Origin of the sequence: Rhodovulum sp. (assembly GCF_011048875.1) — a bacterium.
Lineage (GTDB): Bacteria > Pseudomonadota > Alphaproteobacteria > Rhodobacterales > Rhodobacteraceae > Rhodovulum > Rhodovulum tesquicola.
Genome location: NZ_DSDD01000215.1, coordinates 1 through 2,811 on the forward strand (window position 1 = coordinate 1; position 2,811 = coordinate 2,811).

Consider the following 2,811-nt stretch of genomic DNA (forward strand, 5'->3'; position numbering starts at 1 on the left):
GCAGGTGGTTCCGGGCGCCAGCGCGTCAAGGCTGCAGCCATCCGCACAGGCCCGGCAGCCATTCGCATGCCCGCCGCCAGCGCCCCGACGACGTCTGCCCCATCCGTTGCGGCCGAAAAATGCGCGTTTCATGTCTTGGGATCCGATCTGCCTGGGGAGCCGTTTCCTTGAAGCCCGCGCGTGGCGTTACGCGCCTTGGGCCTCCCGTCGGCGGCTGGACAGCGATCGCGGGGACGGACCGGGGGCGGCACAGGACGCCGCCCCCTCTTCAGGTAACGCCTATTCGAGGTCGTAGGCCTTGATCCAGATCACCGCGTCCTGGCTGAGTTCCTTGCCCTCATGCTCGGTCTCGGGGCCGGTGCCCAGCGCGCCAAAGCCCCAATGTCCGGCGCGCGGGATCCCGAAGGTAAAGACGCCGTTGGCATCGGTGATCGCCACCAGCGTGCCGCCCGGCGCCTCGCCCACCGTGGCCTCGCCGACGGTGTTGGTCTCCATGTCGGGCTCGGCGGCCAGATACTCGATCTCGATCTCGGCCCCTGCCACGGGCTTGCCTTCGGACAGAACCTGCCCCGAGAAGGTGGAACCGACAAGGATGTTGGTCGGCTTGTTCAGCGGCACGATCTCGGTCGGCAGGCCAAGGGGCTCGTTCCAGCCGGTCGGCAGGCCCGCCTTGTTGAAGAAGACTTTGGTGATCTGCTGGATGTAGATGTCCTCGCTCTCCTCGTAATAGGGCGCGGGCGTCAGCGCGAGGATGTAGTCGCCATTGCGCCGGACGGGCAGCGTGGCCTCATAGGCTGCGGCCTCGTTATCCGCACCCTTGAAGGTGATCGGCGCAAGACTGGGCAGCAGGTCGGTGCGCTCGTCGCGGAAGGCATAAAAGAATTCCTGCGGCGCGCCCATGTCCATGGCGTGCCCGTTCTCCATCGGGTGCCAGAAGATCAGCTTGAGCGTGACATCGCCCGGGGCCTCGATATTCGGGTCGGGAGCATAGATCAGCTGGAAATGCGCGGCGGCGGGGGTGGCAAGCGCGGCGGCAAGCGCGGCAGCGAAAAGGCGGTTCATAGCACTTCCCTCAATAGATCGCGTCGGAGGAAATGGTGATGCGGTGGCCTTCGCCTGCGTCGAAGATCACGCTGAAGTCACCTTCGGGCTTGTCGAACACGAATTCGCCATTCGCGTCGATTGCCCCCTCGATCAGGGCGACGCCCGAGCCGTCCACCACCGACATCTTGACCCCGGCGGCCGAAGACCCGTCGGAGAACCCGCCCTCGCACAGCACCGTGCCGTCGCCATTGTCATAGCAGGAACACAGCGGCGTATGGGCAAATGCCGCACCGGCAAGCCCGATAAGGGCAGCAAGCGAAAGCGGAAGTCGGAGTTCAAGACGCATGGGATCCTCGTCGGTCTGGGCGAGGCGGATGGCCTTCGCCGGAGTTTTTTGCGATTCCCCTGGCGTCTGGCTTGGGGCCGATTCGCAAATTAGTAAAACTTACCTTACGGTTTTTATCAAGTATCGCGACCGCAACATTTTGTCCGGGTCCGGGACCGGCCTTCGGCGTGGGCGTTTTCGCGGCTTCCCTTCTCTGCAGGACGGAGTGCACAGGCCATGGCCGATCTAGTGAAGCCCACAAGGCCATGTCTGCATCGCCGCGTCCCGCCGCGCCCGCACAAGCCCCAGCAGCGCCAGACCCACCGCCGCGGCCGCCATCTGTGCGAAGGCGTTCTCATCGCCGCTGACCTCGGGCCAGAGGATGGCCCGGAAGCCGGCGGCGGCGGTGGAGAGTGTCAACGTCATGCACCGTGCCGAGATGATCAGCCTGGCACCGGCACGCAGGAGGCGCTCGCGCAGGCGGCGCAGGCTTCAGCCGGTGCCGGTGGCGCGCGCCATGGCGCGGCGGGCGATGTGCTTCAACTGATAGGCCATCATCGAGATCAGCATCCTGACCTCGTTGCAGGCGAAGGCGTCGATCGCCGGGGTGGTCGAGCGCAGTTTGCGGCCGCGCACATGGGTCTTGGGGCGGTTTGTGACGAGAGCGCCGGGGCGAGAACGTCCTTCTACTCTCCCATGTGACCCTCTGCCTTGCCGCGCTCCCGCTAATGTTCGAGCACCTCGCAGCTCGTCATCTGCCGCCAGGTGAGCGAGCTGACGAGGAAGAAGCGGTCGAGCAGCAGATCGTCGGGGCGCTCCTTGACCACCAGGATCACCCGGCGGGGTCTGTCCCAGCTCTCGGCCCGATACTACAGCACTTGGGTCCACAGGCGCGGCATGTGGGGGCGTCGGCCGCGCGGTCGTTTCATGTAGGGAGCGGCCTCACGGTCCAGCGCGGGGTTGGCACGCAGTCGGGCGACATCGTCGATGTTCCGGGCCTCCAGACCTGCCAGCAGCGTCGCCGAGGGAAAGCCCGCATCCATGCGCACCATCGCCACCTTGCACAGCCCGACCTGTGCCCGATCCACCACGTCGGGAGCCACGTCCAGCGCCCCATCCGCAGTGCCGACTTTGCCCGGCCGCAGGCGCCCGTCCAGCATGTCGCCGGTTTCGGCGATGGAGGTGATCAGGGGTGGTAGATGCGGGCGTGGTAGTGGGCGTTCCACTCCGCCTTCGGCTGGTGCCCAAGCACCTCGATCGGCAGGCTGTCGACGTCGAGCGTCACCCGCGGGCGCTTGCGCCCGCCGTTCTCGGCCCGCAGCCCGCGCGCGGCGAGTTGCAGCACGCCGTCACGGAGCACTTTGAGGTTGTCTGCCTGTGCCATGATGGCCGTGAAGCGCGACAACGTTGGCCGCGAAGCCAGTCCCCGCTCGACCACCAGC

Annotated in this window: 6 protein-coding genes; all 6 read right to left on the bottom strand. The window is 66.4% G+C overall.

The features are described from left to right. Nucleotides 1–279: 279 nt before the first annotated feature. Nucleotides 280–1,062 carry a DUF4198 domain-containing protein gene (locus ENN83_RS07475; RefSeq protein ID WP_287185648.1) on the bottom strand — a complete coding sequence of 261 codons (783 nt, stop codon included), beginning with the start codon at nt 1,060–1,062 and terminating at the stop codon, nt 280–282. A gap of 10 nt (nt 1,063–1,072) precedes the next feature. Then, a complete protein-coding gene (locus tag ENN83_RS07480; RefSeq protein ID WP_287185649.1) occupies nt 1,073–1,390 on the bottom strand; it encodes a hypothetical protein in 318 nt (105 codons plus the stop codon). 225 nt (nt 1,391–1,615) lie between these two features. After that, nucleotides 1,616–1,795 (bottom strand): hypothetical protein, encoded by a 180-nt coding sequence (locus ENN83_RS07485; RefSeq protein WP_287185650.1) that lies wholly within the window; start codon nt 1,793–1,795, stop codon nt 1,616–1,618. Nucleotides 1,796–1,861: 66 nt separating this feature from the next. Then, nucleotides 1,862–2,005: a hypothetical protein gene (locus ENN83_RS07490; RefSeq protein ID WP_287185651.1), complete on the bottom strand. Its 144-nt coding sequence runs from the start codon at nt 2,003–2,005 to the stop codon at nt 1,862–1,864. Between the two features lie 233 nt (nt 2,006–2,238). After that, nucleotides 2,239–2,529 (bottom strand): hypothetical protein, encoded by a 291-nt coding sequence (locus tag ENN83_RS07495; protein ID WP_287185653.1) that lies wholly within the window; start codon nt 2,527–2,529, stop codon nt 2,239–2,241. 26 nt (nt 2,530–2,555) lie between these two features. After that, nucleotides 2,556–2,811: transposase (locus ENN83_RS07500; RefSeq protein WP_287185654.1), on the bottom strand; the 256-nt coding region annotated here is incomplete at its 5' end.

Excerpts from the sequence above, each read along its gene's own strand:
- ENN83_RS07475 (WP_287185648.1), bottom strand. The coding sequence starts at position 1,062 with ATGAACCGCCTTTTCGCTGCCGCGCTTGCCGCCGCGCTTGCCACCCCC.
- ENN83_RS07480 (WP_287185649.1), bottom strand. The coding sequence starts at position 1,390 with ATGCGTCTTGAACTCCGACTTCCGCTTTCGCTTGCTGCCCTTATCGGG.
- ENN83_RS07485 (WP_287185650.1), bottom strand. The coding sequence starts at position 1,795 with ATGACGTTGACACTCTCCACCGCCGCCGCCGGCTTCCGGGCCATCCTC.
- ENN83_RS07495 (WP_287185653.1), bottom strand. The coding sequence starts at position 2,529 with ATGCTGGACGGGCGCCTGCGGCCGGGCAAAGTCGGCACTGCGGATGGG.